This window comes from Nocardia sp. NPDC088792, from assembly GCF_044750615.1.
Lineage (GTDB): Bacteria > Actinomycetota > Actinomycetes > Mycobacteriales > Mycobacteriaceae > Nocardia.
The window spans coordinates 381,235-397,898 of the sequence record NZ_JBIVKC010000008.1 but is presented as its reverse complement, the minus strand read 5'-3'; the positions used below and the strand labels follow the sequence as shown (position 1 = coordinate 397,898).

The 16,664-nt window shown below is 66.5% G+C and carries 18 protein-coding genes and 1 pseudogene; 7 read left to right on the top strand and 12 right to left on the bottom strand.

The features are described from left to right. Window positions 1–6: 6 nt before the first annotated feature. Window positions 7–1,506: an ATP-binding protein gene (locus ACIP5Y_RS44110; protein ID WP_400359539.1), complete on the top strand. Its 1,500-nt coding sequence runs from the start codon at window positions 7–9 to the stop codon at window positions 1,504–1,506. Here ACIP5Y_RS44110 and ACIP5Y_RS44105 read toward each other — a convergent pair. After that, window positions 1,503–2,126 carry a PadR family transcriptional regulator gene (locus ACIP5Y_RS44105; protein WP_400359537.1) on the bottom strand — a complete coding sequence of 208 codons (624 nt, stop codon included), beginning with the start codon at window positions 2,124–2,126 and terminating at the stop codon, window positions 1,503–1,505. The genes ACIP5Y_RS44110 and ACIP5Y_RS44105 overlap by 4 nt on opposite strands. A 123-nt stretch (window positions 2,127–2,249) precedes the next feature. On the opposite strand from ACIP5Y_RS44105, the gene ACIP5Y_RS44100 reads away from it, so the two are divergent. Further along, entirely contained in the window at window positions 2,250–2,714 is a 465-nt protein-coding gene (locus ACIP5Y_RS44100; RefSeq protein ID WP_400359536.1) for a hypothetical protein, read from the top strand. A gap of 91 nt (window positions 2,715–2,805) precedes the next feature. After that, window positions 2,806–3,696, top strand: coding sequence for a phenylalanine 4-monooxygenase (locus ACIP5Y_RS44095; RefSeq protein ID WP_400359535.1), 891 nt, complete (start codon window positions 2,806–2,808; stop codon window positions 3,694–3,696). Here the strand turns inward: ACIP5Y_RS44095 and ACIP5Y_RS44090 are convergent. Continuing rightward, window positions 3,693–4,310: a TetR family transcriptional regulator gene (locus ACIP5Y_RS44090; protein ID WP_400359533.1), complete on the bottom strand. Its 618-nt coding sequence runs from the start codon at window positions 4,308–4,310 to the stop codon at window positions 3,693–3,695. The two genes, ACIP5Y_RS44095 and ACIP5Y_RS44090, sit on opposite strands and share 4 nt — an antisense overlap. Continuing rightward, window positions 4,300–5,835 (bottom strand): MFS transporter, encoded by a 1,536-nt coding sequence (locus tag ACIP5Y_RS44085; RefSeq protein ID WP_400359532.1) that lies wholly within the window; start codon window positions 5,833–5,835, stop codon window positions 4,300–4,302. The genes ACIP5Y_RS44090 and ACIP5Y_RS44085 overlap by 11 nt, the downstream gene beginning before the upstream one ends. A gap of 164 nt (window positions 5,836–5,999) precedes the next feature. On the opposite strand from ACIP5Y_RS44085, the gene ACIP5Y_RS44080 reads away from it, so the two are divergent. Together ACIP5Y_RS44080 and ACIP5Y_RS44075 are read left to right on the top strand one after the other, a co-directional pair. After that, complete coding sequence (locus ACIP5Y_RS44080) at window positions 6,000–6,671, top strand: SnoaL-like polyketide cyclase (protein ID WP_400359531.1); 672 nt, start codon at window positions 6,000–6,002, stop codon at window positions 6,669–6,671. A gap of 89 nt (window positions 6,672–6,760) precedes the next feature. Next, on the top strand, window positions 6,761–8,062 hold the full coding sequence (locus ACIP5Y_RS44075; protein ID WP_400359530.1) for a D-alanyl-D-alanine carboxypeptidase family protein: 1,302 nt from the start codon (window positions 6,761–6,763) through the stop codon (window positions 8,060–8,062). A 6-nt stretch (window positions 8,063–8,068) separates the two neighbouring features. On the opposite strand, the gene yhjD is transcribed toward ACIP5Y_RS44075, so the two are convergent. From yhjD to ACIP5Y_RS44060, 3 genes are read right to left on the bottom strand one after another with little or no spacing between them, the layout of a single operon-like run. Continuing rightward, window positions 8,069–9,097: an inner membrane protein YhjD gene (yhjD, locus tag ACIP5Y_RS44070; RefSeq protein ID WP_400359529.1), complete on the bottom strand. Its 1,029-nt coding sequence runs from the start codon at window positions 9,095–9,097 to the stop codon at window positions 8,069–8,071. A gap of 40 nt (window positions 9,098–9,137) precedes the next feature. Beyond that, window positions 9,138–10,163, bottom strand: a complete 1,026-nt coding sequence (gene trpS, locus ACIP5Y_RS44065) for a tryptophan--tRNA ligase (protein WP_400359527.1) — start codon at window positions 10,161–10,163, stop codon at window positions 9,138–9,140. Between the two features lie 21 nt (window positions 10,164–10,184). Then, entirely contained in the window at window positions 10,185–11,120 is a 936-nt protein-coding gene (locus ACIP5Y_RS44060) for an oxygenase MpaB family protein (RefSeq protein WP_400359525.1), read from the bottom strand. A gap of 95 nt (window positions 11,121–11,215) precedes the next feature. On the opposite strand from ACIP5Y_RS44060, the gene ACIP5Y_RS44055 reads away from it, so the two are divergent. Beyond that, window positions 11,216–11,863, top strand: a complete 648-nt coding sequence (locus ACIP5Y_RS44055; RefSeq protein ID WP_400359524.1) for a TetR/AcrR family transcriptional regulator — start codon at window positions 11,216–11,218, stop codon at window positions 11,861–11,863. Window positions 11,864–11,891: 28 nt separating this feature from the next. Here the strand turns inward: ACIP5Y_RS44055 and ACIP5Y_RS44050 are convergent, their stop codons facing one another. From ACIP5Y_RS44050 to ACIP5Y_RS44035, 4 genes are all read right to left on the bottom strand, one after another. Then, complete coding sequence (locus ACIP5Y_RS44050; protein ID WP_400359523.1) at window positions 11,892–13,502, bottom strand: phospholipase C; 1,611 nt, start codon at window positions 13,500–13,502, stop codon at window positions 11,892–11,894. A gap of 117 nt (window positions 13,503–13,619) precedes the next feature. Continuing rightward, window positions 13,620–14,138: a barstar family protein gene (locus ACIP5Y_RS44045; protein ID WP_400359521.1), complete on the bottom strand. Its 519-nt coding sequence runs from the start codon at window positions 14,136–14,138 to the stop codon at window positions 13,620–13,622. Beyond that, complete coding sequence (locus ACIP5Y_RS44040) at window positions 14,138–14,620, bottom strand: ribonuclease domain-containing protein (RefSeq protein WP_400359519.1); 483 nt, start codon at window positions 14,618–14,620, stop codon at window positions 14,138–14,140. Before ACIP5Y_RS44040 ends, ACIP5Y_RS44045 begins: the two co-directional genes overlap by 1 nt. Next, window positions 14,617–15,423 carry an exodeoxyribonuclease III gene (locus tag ACIP5Y_RS44035; RefSeq protein ID WP_400359517.1) on the bottom strand — a complete coding sequence of 269 codons (807 nt, stop codon included), beginning with the start codon at window positions 15,421–15,423 and terminating at the stop codon, window positions 14,617–14,619. Before ACIP5Y_RS44035 ends, ACIP5Y_RS44040 begins: the two co-directional genes overlap by 4 nt. Before the next feature lie 68 nt (window positions 15,424–15,491). On the opposite strand from ACIP5Y_RS44035, the gene ACIP5Y_RS44030 reads away from it, so the two are divergent. Then, the gene (locus ACIP5Y_RS44030) at window positions 15,492–16,346 is read left to right on the top strand and encodes an alpha/beta fold hydrolase (protein WP_400359515.1); all 855 of its coding nucleotides are present in this window, start codon (window positions 15,492–15,494) and stop codon (window positions 16,344–16,346) included. A gap of 33 nt (window positions 16,347–16,379) precedes the next feature. On the opposite strand, the gene ACIP5Y_RS44025 is transcribed toward ACIP5Y_RS44030, so the two are convergent. Next, a complete protein-coding gene (locus ACIP5Y_RS44025; RefSeq protein ID WP_400359513.1) occupies window positions 16,380–16,577 on the bottom strand; it encodes a hypothetical protein in 198 nt (65 codons plus the stop codon). After that, window positions 16,554–16,643: pseudogene (locus ACIP5Y_RS44020) on the bottom strand (PTS sugar transporter); the annotation flags it as partial. The pseudogene ACIP5Y_RS44020 and the gene ACIP5Y_RS44025, both read right to left, overlap by 24 nt. Window positions 16,644–16,664: the final 21 nt, after the last annotated feature.

Sequence of the window (16,664 nt, the reverse complement as noted above, 5' to 3'; positions counted from 1 at the left end):
TGCGAAATGGCCCCCGACCTGCGTGACCTCGTCGAGAAACTGCGATCGTCCGGTGGTGACTACACGAATGTCGAGGTGAAGTCCGCCGCTGGAGGACTACCCAGCTCATTGACGAGCACGCTCTCCGCTCTGGCGAACCACCCCGGCGGCGGCATCATCATCTTGGGGCTCGACGAACGGAACGACTTCCGTCCGGTTGCTCTGACCGATCCACAGATCCTGAAGCAGAGCCTGGCGAAGAAGGCGCGGGCATTCACGCCACCCGTACAACTCACCATCGAAGACAGCACGGTCGATGGCGAGCCGGTAGTGGTCGCCACCGTCCACGAGTGCACACCATCCGCCAAGCCGTGTCGCGTAAATGCCACGGGCGCAGCCTATTTGCGCGGATACGACGGCGACTTCCAGATGTCGGAGCTCGAGGAGCAGGCATTTCTCGCATCACGTCAGCCGCCACATTTCGACCGCTTACCGGTCGTGGGAGCAACGAGGGACGACCTGGACAATGACCTGGTCGACGACTTCGCCCGCACCGTGCGACTGCGAGACCGGCGGGGGCTCGGCCGATTCGACGGAGATGAGCTGCTGCGTCGCGCGGGAGTGACCACTCCAGATGGGATTCCTACGGTTGCCGGGCTGCTCACGCTCGGCACGTACCCACAGCAGTGGTTCCCGCGCTTGGTCATTCAAGCTGCCGCCGAGCCGTCACCAGCCGACACGCCGGGCGCTCGCGCGCGCAACCAGGTAACCATCACAGGCCCGATCCCTCGCATGCTCGATGCGGCGTTGGAATGGGCCGAGCAGACATTCGACACCGCCATCGTGACCCGACCGGACGGCACCGTGGTGGACGTGCAGTCCTATCCACTCGTCGCGTTCCGCGAGTTGATTGCCAATGCCCTGCTGCACCGGGATCTCGACTGCTGGTCGCGGGGTATGGCCGTCGAGGTGCGGCTGCGCAAGGATCGACTGGTCGTTACCAATCCCGGTGGTCTGTACGGCATTACGGTCGATCGGCTGGGTCGGGAAGCGGTGACATCAGCGCGGAATATGTGGCTGGTCACCATATCCCAGTACCTTCGTTCGCCGGAGTCCGGTGGGCGAGTGATCGAAGCCCTCGCCACCGGGATCCCCACGATCACACAGGCGTTGATCGATTCCGGGTTGCCACCTGCCCAATATTCGGACGCCGGGATCCGGTTCACCGCCGTCCTGAAATCAGGCTCGGTTTCTTCTCGCGGTGGCGTTCACCGTGGTATCGAACAACAGACGCGGTCGACACCGCCCGAGCTATCCCGGCCCACACACCAGCGGCAGCCGACAGCCACACAGGAAAAGATCCTCCAGATCCTGAGCACGGGACCACATGGCGTTGGGGATCTTCAGCCGCTTCTCTCATTGTCGGCGTCCGGGATTCGCAAGGCGCTCGCCGAACTGCGGGATGCGGGGATGGTCGAGCAGATCGGTGGGCGTGGCCAGCGGACCGTGTACCGGCTCGCGAGTTAGGCGGTGGTTCGGTTCTGGAATTGGGCGAGGGATTGCCAGGACCAGGTGAGGGTGCCGGTGGTGAGGTCGGCGAGAACTGTTTCGAGCCAGTTCAATTCGGCGGTGACGACGGCCAATTGGTATTCGTCCTCGAGCATGGTGACTCGGGGGAGGTTGATCTGGTGGGCGCCGGCCAGGCCCTCCTCGAGTTCGGTGCGGTTGGCGCGGAGGGCGATTGCGCGGCGTTCCAGTTCGGCGCGGGCGGCGTCGGGGCCGAGGAGCATGAGGAATGAGAGGGCCGCGGGGAATTCGGGGAATTCGTTGCGGGGGGTGCTGATCATCTCGTTGATCCAGGTGAGGCAGGCGGTGCGGCCGGCGTCGGTGATCTCGTAGACGGTGCGTTCGGGGTATTGCTGGTCGCGGCCGGTTTCGCGGACGGTGACGAGGCCGGCTTCCTGGAGGCGGGTGATCGTCTTGTAGAGCTGGGCGCGCTGACCCACATTGACGACCTTGTCCTTGCCCCATTCCTTGATGCGGCGCTGGATGGCGTAGGGGTGCATCGGTTCCAGGTGCAGGATGCCGAGCACCGCCATGGCGAGTGGTGAGCGTTTGAAGGCGGTGGCCTGCGTCGATGCTGTCATGTCCGCAATCCTACTAGGTGTCCTGAAACTAGTTACACAGAACTAGTTGTGTGGAAACTAGTTCGTGTGCCACTATTGAGGAGCAGGCGAACTCGACCACACCGCCCCGAGAGGACCAGAACAATGACCACCACCACCGACACCGTTCGCATCCACGCCGACCACGGCACCACCAAGCGCCTCGGCGACTGGACCCACGAGAAGAACTTCGACGTCAAGGCCCGTTACGGCTCGGTCGTCATCGACCTGCGCTCGCCGTGGATCGAGGGCGCCGACGAGATCGTGGTGCACGCCGATCTCGACCACGCCATGGTCAAGCTGCTGGTCCCGGAGGACGCGGTCATCGATCAGACCGGGCTGCGGTGGACCGGCCGCGGCAAGGTCAAGGACATGTCCCGGCCGCAGGACGCCGCCGGCCGGGTCATCCGGCTCACGGGCGCCAGCGCCAAGAGCGAATTCCGCATCCACCGTGGCGGTATCGCCATCCTGTCGGCGCTGTTCTCCCGGGAATTCCTGGACGACGCCCGGGCCGCGCACCGAGCGGGCCGTACCCCGACGCTGCTGGATCCGGAGAACGCTCCGCGTTGAATCAAGGTCGAAAAGCCCGTCCAACTGGTCAATCTGATCAGCTGGACGGGCTTTTGTTGTCCAATTGTCCGTCTGGTGATTGCATCGAGGTATGTTCACCGAGGCTCAGTTGTATTCTCCAGTGACCAAGGGCGCCGACGGTGATGTGACCGTGCACCTGAGTGCCGAGCATCCCGGGGTGCACGATCCGGAATACCGCACGCGCCGCAACGCAATCGCCGCTCTCGCCTTGGATTTCCGGCCGGGCGGGCCGGTTCCGCAGATCGCCTATACCGCCGAGGAACAAGAGGTATGGCGGATCGTCTCGGTGGAACTGGCGCGCAAACGCGACAAGTACGCCTCCCGGGAAGTGATCGAGGCGGCCGACAGGCTGGACCTGCCTTCCGATCACATTCCGCAATTGGACGAGGTCACCTCGAAGCTGGTGCCGCTCACCGGATTCCAGTACGTCCCCGCGGCCGGCCTGGTGCCGCTCCGGGAATTCTTCGGCTCGTTCAAGGACCGAACCTTCCACTCCACCCAGTACATTCGCCATCATTCCGCGCCGCTGTACACGCCGGAACCGGATGCCGTGCACGAAATCCTCGGGCACGCCAATCAATTGGCGAGTCCGCGTTTCGCCGCCGTCTACGAGACGGTGGGGGCGGCGGTGGCCCGGATCGAGACCGAGCGGGCGCTGAAATTCCTGGCCGATGTGTTCTGGTTCTCGATGGAATTCGGTGTGCTGCGCGAGCAGGGCGAAGTGCGTTGTTACGGAGCGGGATTACTGTCCTCGTTCGGTGAGATCGAGGAGTTCCGCCAGGCCGAACTGCGCCCGCTCGACATTCACGATATGGGCACCATCGCCTACGACATCACGCATTACCAGCCGATCCTGTACTGCGCCGATTCGGTCGCGCAGATCGAGGATGTGGTGGGCGGCTTCTTCGACACCGTGACCGACGATACGGTCGCGAGCCTGCTTGCCGCGCAACACGCTTAGAGCTGCAGGCCGCCTTCCAGGAATTCCACGACTCGCATGATCTGCTCCGGGGAGAACGGGTAGCGGTCGACGAACGCGGACATCGCCCCGGTGAGCGCGCCGGCGAAACAGCGCACCTCGAAGTCGTCGGGTGACCGCCCGGTGCGCTGCGCGGCGAGCTGGGCGATCAGGTCGATGCCGCGTTCCATCTCCCGGGCCACCGCCCCGCGCAGTTCCGGCGCCGAGTAGATCAGTTCCACGCGCTGCTTCTCGAACGCCATCTCCTCGGGTGTGAGGAGGTCGAAGGACTCGAAGGTGGCCTGCCGGAAGGCCGCCAGCACGGACAGTTCCGGTGGCTGCCGTTCCAGCGCGGCGATCATGACGGGGTCGAGGTCGTCGGCGAGGGCGACCTGTTCCTTGGAGGGGAAGTAGCGGAAGAAGGTACTGGGCGAGACGTCGGCCGCCGCCGCGATCTGTTCCACCGTGGTCTCGCCGTACCCCTGTTCCCGGAACAGGCGGAACGCCTCGGTGCGGATCGTCTTGCGGGTGCGTTCCTTCTTGCGTTCACGCAGGCTCCCGGCCGGGGTGGGTTTCACCCCGGCCGGGAGCGTGGCGGACTCGGGTTCAGCCGACATGAACCGATTGTCCCGCATCGGGAACGGGGGTATCCGCGGGCCGGTCCGGGGTGTCGCTCGCGTGGCCGCCGCGGGTCATGGTCGCGGCCAGGACCGCCGCGGCGGCGGCGATGGCGGCGCACACCCACAGCATGAGGCTCATACCGTCGGTGAATGCGGACTGCACGTGGCCGAGCAGAGCCGGATCGCCGAGCTTGCGGGCCACGGCGACACCGGCGTTCACGCCGTCGGAGAGGGGCTCGTGATTCGCCGCGCCGAGGCTGGATCGGTACTGGGTGGCGAGCACGGTGCCGAGGATGGCGACGCCGATGGTGCCGGAGGCCTGCCGGAGTGCTTGCAGCAGCGCCGATCCCGAGCCGGCGCGTTCGGCGGCGAGGTCACCCATGGCCAGTCCCATGGCGGAGGGCATGACGAATCCCATGCCGAAGCCGAGCAGCACCAGGGCGGCGGCGGCCAGGCCGTAGGAGGTGTGGGCACCGATCAGCGCGCCCAGCACGAGTCCGGCTGCCAGCAAGGCGAATCCGGTGGTCAGCACGGTCCGGATGCCGGCTTTCGCCAGCAGTTTGTCGACCAGGCGAGTGCCGGCGGCGAGCCCGCCGATCATCGGGAGCAGCCGTAGCCCGCTACCGAGCGCATCGGTGCCGAGCACCGCCTGGAAGTACTGCGGCATGGTGAACAGCAGTCCGAACATCGCGAAGTTGACGATGATGGAATAGATGGTGCCCCAGCGGAATCCGGACGAGGCGAACAGTTTCAGGTCCACCAGCGGCTGGGTGTTGCGGCGCTGCCAGAGCACGAATGCCACGGCGGCGACGAGGCCGATCGCGATGGTCGCCCAGGCGGTGACGTCGCCCCAGTTCTTCTGGCCGATGCGGATGAAACCGTAAGTGATGCCGAGCATTCCGAGAATGGACAGGGCCACGCCGGGTAGGTCGATGCGGAAGGCGTGCTCGCTGCGGGATTCCGGTACCAGCGCGCCGACGGCGAGGGCGCCGACGATGACCAGTGGCACGTTGATCAGGAACACCGAGCCCCACCAGTAGTGCTGCAGCAGCCAGCCGCCCAGGATCGGGCCGAGGGGCATGCCGATGGCGGTGGAGGTGATCCAGATGGTGATGGCGCGCTGCCGTTCGGCGGGTTCGGGGAAGAGTGCGGGCAGCACCGCCATGGACAGCGGGATCATGACCGCGGCGGCGATGCCGAGCACCACACGCGCGGCGATCAGTTCCCCGGACGACCCGGCGAAGGCGCAGATCGCGGAGGCGACGCCGAACAGCAGCAGCGCGCCGAGCAGGAACTTCTTGCGTCCGTAGCGGTCGCCGAGGGCGCCGGCGGGCAGCATGACGGCGGCCAGCGCGAGGGTGTAGGCGCTGCTGAACCACTGCAGGTCGGAGGTGCCGGCGTGCAGGTCGACGGCGAGGGTGGGCAGGGCCACGGTGAGCACGGTGACGTCGAGGCCGATGGTGAGCATCGCCACCGCCAGGGCGCCGAGCGCCAGCCAGCGGCGCACTCCTGGAGCTTGCATGACAGATCCAATCATTTGGGATTGACTCGATAATGAGAGAGTCTCCCATTTTGGAGATCATGTCAACACTTGATGCGGCACCGGTAAGGATTCGCTGCTACCGTCGTGCGGTCCGTTTTCGAGATATAAGACCCCGCAACGGGTCTGGACGCATGAGGCATGAAATGACTACTGAAGCAGCAGAATCCGTCGATGCTCCGCTGCACCTGCAGGGCCGGGACGCCGTCATCGCCGCCGCCGCGGCCGAGGACTGGCGTGAAGGCGCCCCGGACTACCACCTCTCCAAAGTGGTAATGCCGGTGGAGCGCACCACGAATCACGCACCGGACTCGCTCGAGTTCATCGTCGAAGAGCTCGTGAAGGTCTTCGAGATGGAGGTCTCGCACAAGAAGGATCCGGCCAAGTGGGTCTCGCTCGTCGCCGAGCACTACCGCGGCCGGGTGAACGGCGGCCAGTGGCAGGACGCCGAGGAGTTCGCGCGCATCGGCTCCTACAACATCCTGATCGGTGAGAACCCGTTCTATGACGTGCAGGGCGAGACCTTCGAGTCCTCGCACAAGATCTTCCACACGGCGTTCCCGGGCGGCTTCTTCTGGGAGGTGCTCGAGGTGCTGTCCGGCCCGCCGACCGTCACCTTCAAGTGGCGGCACTGGGGCCGCTACACCGGTGAGTACAAGGGCCACCAGCCCACCGGCGAACTCATCGAGATGACCGGCATCACCATTGCCAAGGTCTCCGAGGACCTCCGCATCCTCGAGCTCGAGCACTTCTACGACAACAACAAGCTGCTCGGCCCGCTGGCGCACGGCTGCCCGGTGGCCCACACCGCGGAATAGCCCCGCCACCAGCCACTCTCGTGTCTCTCCCCCGGCCATCCAGCCCCCTTGCGGCCGGGGGATCCGGCACACCGATAGGGTGCAAATCGATGAGTATCCGCAGGTATTCGCACCGCGCAGGCCTTCTCGCCGCCACCGCCGTGGCGGCGGGGCTCACCGTGTGCACCGGGACCGCGTTCGCGCCGCTCCCGGCGGCGTCGGCGCAACCGTCCACCACGACAACGCCGTTCACCACCCCGGACACCGACAACTGCCCGGAGCGGGACAGTCCCCCGCCACCCATCGATGCCTCCGAGGTGCCGACGCCCGGTGAGACCGCACCGGCCGCCCTGCCGATTCCGGATCCGCCGATCGGCGGGAAGCAGATGCGCGGATGCGGATTGGTGCTGCCGCCGGGCGCTCCGCCGCTGCCGGCGGAGATTTCGGCCACGGCCTGGCAGCTGACGGATCTGGATACCGGAAAGGTGCTGGCCGCCAAGGATCCGCACGGGCGGTATCGTCCGGCGTCCTGCATCAAGATCCTGCTGGCCGCCACCGCCCTGCCGCAGCTGAACCCGGACACGGTGGTCACCGGCACCCAGGACGACGCGAACGCGGACGGCACCCGGGTAGGTATCGGGCCCGGCGGACGGTATTCGAACGATCAGCTGTTCCACGCGCTGCTCATGGCCTCGGGCAACGATGCGGCGCACGCCATCGCGACGCAACTGGGTGGTGACGAGGCCACCATCGGCAAGATGAACGACCTGGCCAAGAGCCTGCAGGCCCTCGACACCCGGGCCGCAACGCCGTCCGGACTGGATGGGCCCGGCATGAGCACCTCGGCCTACGACCTGTCGGTGTTCTTCCACAAGGCGCTGGCCATCCCGGAATTCGCCAAGATCGTTCACACCGAGCAGTTCGATTTCCCCGGCTACCCGGCGGACCCGAAGAACCCGGACGACAAGGATCACCCGGGCTTCGCGATCGCCAACGACAATCGCCTGCTCTACGACTACGACGGCGCCCTGGGCGGCAAGACCGGCTACACCGACGACGCCCGGCAGACCTTCGTGGCGGGCGCGGAACGCAATGGTCATCGGCTGTCGATCACGCTGTTGAAGGCCGATGTGCTGCCCATCCGCCCGCCGGAACAGGCGGCGCGCCTGCTGGACTGGGGTTTCGCACTGCCCGCCGGGGCGAGTGTCGGCACCCTGCCGGATGCGGCGCCGTCCGCGGACTCCGCGGATTCCTCGGTGGCACTGGCGAGTCCGCCGGTAGCCGCCCCCGGTGACGATGCCACGCACTCCGAGTCGGGTCACGATTCGCTGCGGCTCGTCCTCATTGCCGGTGGCGTGATCCTGGTGCTGGTCCTGCTGCTGGGCGCGCGACAGCTCAATCGCCGCCGCTGATATCCGCTAGGCGCGGCGGCGCAGCGAGTTCAGTAGTGCGACGGTCGCCGCGCCCGCACCGAACAGGGCCATACCCGCGCCGGCGGTGAGTCCCGGGCCTTGCATCCGGGGCTCGATCACGGCCGGGCCGGGCGGCGGAATGTCCTCGGGCACTTCGTTTTCCTTGGCGGTGGCCGCCCACGCCGTCGAGAACAGAATGATCCGCGCGGTGAAGTAGCTGAACACCATGAGGCCGAGGATGGGACCGAACACCACCCCGGCCGGACCGTTGATCACCGATTTCAACAGCAGCGACGCGAGCTGTTTGAACAGTTCGAAGACCACCGCCGCGATCAGCGCCGCGCGGGCCGCACTGCGCAGCGTCACCGGATGCCGCGGCATGCGCGCGATGATCCAGACGAAGACGGCCCAGTTGGCGAGGATCGCCAGCAGCAGCGAGGCGATCATGAGCAGCGGCTCCACCCACGAGGATTCGTGAATGTGCATACGCTGCAGCAGCGTGCTGATGATTCCGCTGGAGGCCAGCACCGACAGTCCGATCGAGATCAGGATGGCCAGGAACAGCCCGATCAGCGCCAGCAGGTCGGAGGCCTTGCTGACGAACCAGTTCCGCGGCTTGGGCGGCTGCGCCCACTGCTCGGTGAGCGCGGCGCGCAGGTTCGCGATCCAGCCGAGCCCGGCGTAGGCACCCGTCACCAGGCCGATGGTGCCCACGCCCGCACGGGATTCCACCGCCTTGTGGATCAGGTCGTTGATGGACCCGCCCGCGTCGCCGGGGATGTTCTTGACGATCTTGTCCTGGATCTCGGTGAGCAGGTGCGGATTCCGCGACAGTACGAAGCCCGCCACCGCGAAGCCCACCATCAGCAGCGGAAACAGTGACAGCACAGTGAAATACGTGATGCCCGCGGCGTAGTAGTCGCCGCGCTGCCGCTGGTACCGGCCGGCCGCGCGGACCACGTGGTCGAGCCAGGGCCGACGCTGGACCTGCCGTCGGAGCCACGACTTCGCCCGGTCGATCGTCCTGCCGAACACCGCCACCTCCGCACGCTCGGGCGCGCGGCGGCGGCCGGGTTCAGCGGGCCAGGAAGCCCACCCGGTCGTACACCTGCGCGAGAGTCTTCCCGGCGACCTCCCGTGCCCGCTCCGCGCCCGCGGCGAGGATGCGATCGAGTTCACCCTGGTCAGACATGTATTCTTGCACCTTCGCGCGCAGCGGTGTCACGAACTCGATGAGCGCGTCGGCGGTATCGGATTTCAGGTCACCGTAACCCTTACCGGCGTAATCCTGCTCCAGCGTGACGACCGGGGTGTCGGTGAGCGAGCTGAGGATGACCAGCAGGTTGCTGATGCCCGGTTTGGTCTCCGGGTCGTAGCGGATCTCGCGGTCGGTGTCGGTGACCGCGGAGCGGATCTTCTTGGCCGACACCTTGGGATCGTCGAGCAGGTTGAGCAGGCCCGCGTCGCTGGTGGCGGACTTGCTCATCTTGGCGGTCGGGTCCTGCAGGTCGTAGATCTTGGCGGTGCCGGTGACGATATGCGGTTCGGGCACCACGAAGGTCTTCTTGTAGCGAGTGTTGAAGCGCTGCGCCAGGTTTCGGGTGAGCTCGAGGTGCTGGCGCTGATCCTCGCCGACCGGCACCAGCTGGGCGCGGTAGAGCAGGATGTCGGCGGCCATGAGCACCGGGTAGGTGAACAGGCCGACGGTGGCATTGTCCTGGCCCTGTTTGACCGACTTGTCCTTGAACTGGGTCATGCGGCCGGCCTCGCCGAAGCCGGTGATGCAGTTCAGCACCCACGCGAGTTCGGCGTGCTCGGGCACCTGGCTCTGCACGAACAGCGTGGACTTCTTCGGGTCCAGGCCGAGCGCGAGCAGCTGGGCGGCCGAGACCTTGGTGCGCTTGCGCAGTTCCTTGGGGTCCTGCGGCACGGTGATGGCGTGCAGGTCGGGGATGAAGTAGAAGGCGTCGAAGTCGTCCTGCAGGCGCACCCAATACTGCAGTGCGCCAAGGTAGTTGCCGAGGTGGAAGGAATCGCTGGTGGGCTGGATTCCGGACAGGACCCGCTGCTTACGCTCAGCGGTCGGCTCAGGACTCGACATGCCCCGATCTTCGCATGCCGCTCAGGCCGTATTTCGAGCCACCCAGTTGCGCGGATCCACCCCGGGCATACTCGGCCGTCCGGCGTGGACCAGCTGTTGTTCGCGCCGGGTGAGCATGCGATAGAAGGGGTGGCTGGGGCCGGTCATGGGGCCGCGCAGCGGGTTGGGGATGAGGGGCGGGGCGAAGTGCGCGGTGCGGATGGCGCGGGTGAGGCCGCGGAAGGCGAGTTCCTCGCGGATTCCCCAATCCAGGCCGTACATATCGCGGATGCGGGGTGGGAGGCTGCCCTGGACGAGCAGGGAGAAGCTGCTCAGGGCCTGGTTGAGCGGGGCGGGCAGGGGGTTGGCGATGCGGGTGCCCATCAAATACGAGCCGACCAGTTCGGCTTCTTCGGTGAGGTACAGCTCGTCGGAGGCGAGGTAGCCGTCGAAGTACTCGCGGAATTCGCGGTAGGTGCCGGGCGCGGCGTCGCGCGGCATGCCGAACAGCTCACCCCAGCGCACATAGTCCTGGTACAGGCCCTCGCGCTCCTTGTCATTGAGCCTGCGGACCAGCAGATCGTGCATGACCTCGGCCGAATCGAAGGTGAAGGCCATGGTCATGAACATGAGCTGCGGATCGCGCGCGGAGTACCGGGTGCCGGCGGGGTGGTGTTCGCCCGCGTCCTCGGGCAGCACGCCGTTGACCTTCATATGCTTCTTGTGCGTGAAGGCCCGCGCCCGATCGGCTTCCGCCTTGCTGCCCAGGGAGACGGCTTCGAAGAGCCTGCCGGTGAGGGCGAGTCGCGTGTAGGGCGTGGTCCGATGCTCGGTGTTCTCGGCGGTGCCGACGTACAGCAGCGGATGGACGGCACCGATGACCAGCGCGCGCTGCCCGTAGGTGAGTCCGACCGCCCGTTTGCGCATGACGCGCCGGATCATCGAATCGTCGGAAAAGTAGCCGTCGGGTGCGGGCATCGTTGCCTCCTCATCACATCTGGAAACAGACTCCCCCAGATGTGCGAATCTGGCAAGGTGTGTCACCAGAATTGCGGCCGTGTCAGAATCGGACCGTGACCGGCCAACGGACCTACGGCGGCGTCTCCGCCGAAGAACGCCGCGCCCAGCGCCGCACCGCCCTGCTGGACGCCGCCCTCGACATCCTGGGCGACCAGGGCATCGACAAACTCACCGTCTCCGCCCTCTGCCAGGGCGCGGGCCTCAACGAGCGCTACTACTACGAGAACTTCGACAGTCGCGACGCCGTACTCACCGCCCTCTTCGACGCCATCGCCGAAGAACTCGCCACCGCCCTCCTCGCGGCGCTGCAGCAGGCCCCCGCCGACTCCCGCGGCAAGGCGCACGCCGCCATCACCGCCGGCATCCACGTCCTCACCGACGATCCCCGCAAGGCCCGCGTCGCCCTCCTGATCAGTTCCGCCACACCGGAACTCCGCGCCCGCACCACCCACACGATTCGCGCCTTCGCGAACCTGGTCGCCGCCGAGGGCGTCGACTTCTACCGGCCCGACACCGAGGCGGATCCGGTAATCCGTTTCCGCGCGACCTATCTCGTCGGCGGCCTGGTCCAGGCACTCGATTCCTGGTTGCAGGGCGTCCTCCCGATGACCCGCGACGAACTCATCGACCACACCACCGACGTCTTCGTCCTGCTCGCCGAGGACCTGGCAGAACAGCACCGCCCGGCCTCTTCGCAGTGAAAAGGCCGGGCGGTCAGGGGAATACGAGCTAGCTCGCCGCACCCGACTTCGGATCGAGCGTCAGCACCGGCTGGGCCTTGGCGTTGAAATCGAACATGGAGTCGATGGCGCCCGCCTTGGCGTCGAAGGAATCGTCACCGATGCGGCCGGTCTTCCAGTTGTCCTCGATGAAACGCAGGACGGAGGACTGGTCGGTCAGGGTGTGATCGACGTAGTTCGCCTTCGCGTACGGGGAGATGACCAGCAGCGGCAGGCGGGGGCCGTAGCCGCAGCGACCCTGGTACCGGGCGCTGCCGTTACCGCAGACACCGGGGCCGTTGAGGCTGTCGGTGTCCGATTTGGAGGACATGGCGTTCTGCGGCGACTTGTGGTCGTACCAGCCGTCGGAGTCGTCGTAGGCGATGACGACCGCGGTGTCCTTCCAATCCGGCAGCTTCTGCAGGTGATTGACGGTGTCCACCAGGAACTGCTGCTCGTCCAGCGGATCCGAGTAGGAGGCGTGCCCGTCCTGGAAGCCGGCCGCCTTCAGGTAGCTCACCGACAGCAGGTTGCCGGAGTCGGCGGCGGACCAGAAGTCGGACAGGTCGTACTGATGGTTGGCCTGATCGGTCTTACCGATCTTGTCGACCGCACTGGGCGGCAGGTGGTGCGGGTTCGCGGTGGACGGGTAGTACTGGAACGGCTCGTGATGCGGGATGTAGTCGTCCTTGGTGTCGAACGCCTTGTCGCCGGTCTTGCCGGTACCGCCCAGTGCCACACCCACATTGTGGTTGGCGCCGCAGATGGCCTGACCGCTCTTGGTGTCGGTCGGCTTGAAGCCGCCCTGGAAGAAGCCCCAGGTCACGTTCTTCTTGTTCAGCAGGTCACCGATATTGGTGCCGGAGAGCTGCACCTGATCGCGGTTGGAGCAGTCGTCGCCGAGCGGCTGCGCGTCGTCGACCAGGGTGGGCTGCCCACCCGGGTTGTCCACCACGTCGGACACCGGGAAAGGCTTGCCGCCCGGCATGAATTCCTTCGCGATGCCGTGCGTCTGGCCCGAGACCAGGTTGATCGCACCGGGCGCGGACGGGCCGAAGGTGGTGTTGTAGGAGTTGTCGCTCATCGCGAAGTGCTGCGCGTAATTCCACATCGCGGTCACCGAATTGCCGTCGTAGTAGCCCATGACCAGGCCCTTCGGCCCGTACAACGGCGACTTGCAGGACGAGCCGGCCGCGACCTCGGTCTTCTGGACGAACTGGTCCATCTTGCCGTTGTCGAACGCGGCCTGCTCATCCTTGTAGGTGTGGTCCTGATCGCAGGTGATCTGCTGATCCGGGCCACCCAGGCGGACGGGCTGGAACTGGTTGGGGTTCTTGGTCAGCAGGTCCGGAGTGAGACCGTCCACCTGCGGCGTGTTCGGCAGCGCCGTGAACGGGGTGCCGTCGGTGTTCGCGGCCTTCGGGTAGGTGCCGAAGTAGTGATCGAAGGAGACGTTCTCCTGGAAGATCACCACCACATGCTTGATCGGCGTGGCCGTATCGGTGTCCGGTCCGGCGGCCTTGTCCGACGAACACGAGGTGGCGCTCAGCGCGAGCAGCGCGGTGAACGCGGCGGCAGCGCGGCTTCGTTTCCCGAAGCGACTACGAGCCGAGGCAGGCATGGAACCTCCAGGATCGATCCGGATCGCCGAAAGCGGCGATCACATAAGCGAGACCTTGGCAGCGTGTACCGGACGGTTGGGGGTTCGCAGGTGAACGCGAGCGGAAACTCCGGTGAATCAAGCCTGCGGAGTTTCCGGATCCAGGACGAGCGATACCGCGTCGACCCCGGGCGGGGTGGCGTCCTGCAACACCACCCGGAACGGAATGCCGCGCTTCGCCCACGCGGCCGCGCAGTCCGCCATGGCCGCGGCGAACCAGTCGCGTTCGGCCGGCTGCTGATCCAGCAGTAGCGCCGCATTCCGCACCACCACCACGTATCCCGCCGCGAGGCCGATGAAATCGTCGAGGTCACGCAGGCATTCGTCGAAGGCGTCCTTGTTCTCGCCGAAATAGTAGGGAAATTGGAAGGCGGCCGCGAACTCGTCGAAAACCGCTGCGACCGTGCGCATCTTGCGGCCGCGCACCTCCCGCGCGAGGTAGTCGTCCGGAATCCGGTAGCGGACACCGGAGAACTCGGCCGCCCCGATCGGCAGCACGCCCAGCACCGGGGCCGACCCCGCCGCTGCCGATGCCGCCGCGACATCGGAAACGGCGGGGGCGGTGAGGAATTCCGACAGCGGCAGCGGCTCGGTCATCAGCGCATCCTCGTGAAGGTCTTGTAGTGGTCACCGGTGTAATAGGCGGAACCGTCACTGCCGGTGATGATGCGTTGGGCGTCTCGGGTCTGGCCGGGAATCTTCGGATTCACGTCCCACTCCTGATAATTGATGCGTTTCCCGGACGAATCCGTCCGCGGCAGCTGCCCGTCCCGATTGTTCCAGGTGTCGCCACCGTGCGTGCCGGGCGAATTGGCGGACCCCGGCCAGCGCCCGGCATCGATCTCCGTCAGCGTCCGGTATGCCTGATCAGGCACCCCGGGCACCTTGGCGAGCTGTTCACTCACCGGCGGTCTGGCGCCGGGCTTGGGCGCGGTCGTCTTGGCGACCGACGAGGTCGCCGCCGGCGAGCCAGTGGAACTCTTGTGCTCGTTGGCGCGCGTAGCGATGAAGGCAACCAGCACCAGAACGAGCGCGACGCCCAGCAGCAGCCAGGCGCGCGACTTACCCGAAACCTTCATCGGTACTGCACCGTCACCGGTGCGTGGTCCGACCACCGCTCGGCATAGGTGGCGGCCCGCTCGACCACGGCCTGCTTGGCGCGGGTGGCGATATCGCCGCGCGCCAACTGGTAGTCGATGCGCCAGCCCGCGTCATTGTCGAAGGCGCGGCCGCGGTAGGAGTGCCAGCTGTACGGGCCGGGCTCATCGGGATGCAGCTCCCGCACGACATCGTGGTACCCCGCCGCGAGCACGGACGACACCCACGCGCGTTCCTGCGGCAGGAATCCGGCGTTCTTGACGTTGCCCTTCCAGTTCTTGATGTCCAGTTCGGTGTGCCCGATATTCCAGTCACCCATGATCACGAAGTCCCGGGTGATGGCCGTCATGCGCGCACCGATGGCATCGAGGAAGCGGTACTTCTCGTCCTGCAACGGCGTATCCGCCTCGCCGGTATGGACATACACGCTCGCGACGGTCAGCTCACCGAAGTCCGCTTCGATATAGCGGCCCAGCTCCGCGAATTCCTCGACGGGAGACCAGGTTCCGGCCTGGTCGACGCCGACGCCGACGCGCACGGCATCGGGTTCGTGCCGGGACAGGATCGCCACGCCCGCACGCCCCTTCACCCCGGGTTCGGCGTGGCTCAGAAACCAGCCCGCGTCCAGTGCGGGTGCGAGCACAGCACGTGTTTGCTCATCGGTCGCCCGGGTCTCCTGCAGGGACACGATGTCGGCTTCGGTGTCCGCCAGCCACGCGAGCAGCCCCTTGCCCGCGGCCGCGCGCACGCCATTGACGTTTACCGTACTAATGATTTTGGGCACACTACGACCGTACAATGCGGCTTACACACTTCTCCGCGGACACCGAGGTCCAGGAAGGGGTGACGACGATGACGTCAGGCACCACCAGGCCCACACCCCCGCTCACGCCCATGAAGGCGATTCACACCGGCTCCGGAGACCCGCTGCTCCTGTTGCACGGGTTCATGATGTCCCCGCACTGCTGGGAGCAGGTCGCGCAGCGGATGGCCGGACATTGCGAGGTATTCGCTCCCGCCTTCGCGGGGCATTGGGGCGGGCCCGATTTCACCGGCTGGTACATCGATGTGAGCGCCCTGGCCGACCGGGTCGAGGATCAACTCGACGAATTGGGGTGGCGCACCTGCCATATCGCGGGCAATTCGCTCGGCGCCTGGGTCGGATTCGAACTGGCCCGGCGGGGACGCGCCCGCACCCTCACCGCCATCGCGCCCGCGGGCGGCTGGGAGACGCCCTCGACGCTGCAACTGCGGATCGGCCTGAAATTCCTGTCCATGGTGCCGTTCGTGGAGATCGGCAAGCGGTTGCCGCACGCCATCTCCTACAGCGCACCCGCGCGACAGGCCGTGGCGTTCCTGCTCAGCAAGAACACGTCGGCGGCCCCGCGGCGCGGGATCGAGGCGGCCATCACGTCCGCCATGAACTGCACGGCCATGCTGCCCATGCTGGTCAGCGGGCTGCGCTTCCCGGCATTGGCGGATCTGTCGACGCTGAGAACACCGGTGCGACTGCTCATGTGCGAGAACGACCGGGTCATTCCGAATCGGCTGTACGCCAAGCGGTTCCTGCAGGAACTCCCCGACTCCGCCGACCGCATCCTGGTCCACGATGTCGGCCACGTCCCGATGCTCGAGGCCCCGGACCGTATCGCGACCCTGATCGCGGAACACGTCTACGCCTCCCGCACGCGACTGCGCGCGGTTTGATTTCTCAGGGGCAAGGCCCCTGAGAAGCGCTGCTCAATCCAGTGGCGGCGGCGGTGCCGGAGCACCCTGCGGGATCGGGATGCGGGCATAGGTTTTCAGGCCCGACTGCGTCGTCACGGCGGAAACGGCCGGGGCGGCCTCGATTCCGAGCGCGGCATAACGGGCCGCGCCCGGATCCCAGCCCTTCGCGACCACAGTGACCTGCACGGCGATCGCACCGGAGGTGAGCACGGCCGCCGCCTCCCCGGCCTTGCCCTTGGCGGAGATGGTGTCGGTGGCCTCGACGGTGAGGTACGGCGGCCGTCATGCCCCGATCCT